This window comes from Halomonas sp. GXIMD04776 (assembly GCF_049808615.1).
Lineage (GTDB): Bacteria > Pseudomonadota > Gammaproteobacteria > Pseudomonadales > Halomonadaceae > Modicisalibacter.
Genome location: NZ_JBNCAN010000069.1, coordinates 1 through 705, shown reverse-complemented (window position 1 = coordinate 705; position 705 = coordinate 1). Strand labels below are relative to the sequence as shown.

1 protein-coding gene is annotated in these 705 nt (G+C 51.5%); it reads left to right on the top strand.

What is annotated here, in order from left to right; genetic code table 11:
• Positions 1-53 precede the first annotated feature (53 nt).
• A partial coding sequence (locus tag ACPF7Z_RS19425; RefSeq protein ID WP_425194881.1) for a Wzz/FepE/Etk N-terminal domain-containing protein occupies positions 54-705 on the top strand: 652 nt, incomplete at its 3' end.

Below are 705 nucleotides of genomic sequence, written 5' to 3'. Positions count from 1 at the left end.
GCGGTAGCGTGCCAGAAGCACACTGAGCCTCAATTCTTTGCAATGGATATTCAATGAACCAGCAAAATACGCCGACGACTCGGTACCAGGATGACGAAATTTCACTGGTCGACTTAGCCAAGATCCTGGTTAGGCGTTGGAAGGCCCTTGTTATCATCTTCGTATTAGTAGTACTGGTTGCGCTGGCCTATGCATTACTTACCCCGCGCGCCTACAGCTATACTTCTATTTACAGCGTGGCGGAAGCAATGCCAGGAGAGGCATTCGAAGCCCCCAAGGCCATGGTGGCCAAGGCACAAAACCTTTACTTGGGGCCTGAAACGCGCAAATTGCTGGAGAGCGAAGAGCTCGAAAGATTGCCTTTCGATGTAAAAATCCAAAATCCAGACGAAACCTTGCTGGTCATATTGAGTTCAGAGGCCAGCCAGTCCGATGAGAAGACAGTGGCCAAGTTGCATGAAGGCATATTGGTACGACTGAAGGAAGGGCAACAGTCTTTGGTTGAGCGACGCAAAGAAGCCATGCAGCGTCAGATCGACAGTGCAAAGAGTACACTAGAAGCCGCTCAGAAATCCGAAAGCATGGGTGCGGCAGAAGTCGTTGCGGGAACCATGCAGCGCATTGCTGAGCTGGAAGCATCGCTTGCCGATCTTAGCGAGGGTAAAATCAGCCAGACGTCGGTGCAGAGTCTTGACCCTACCGGTA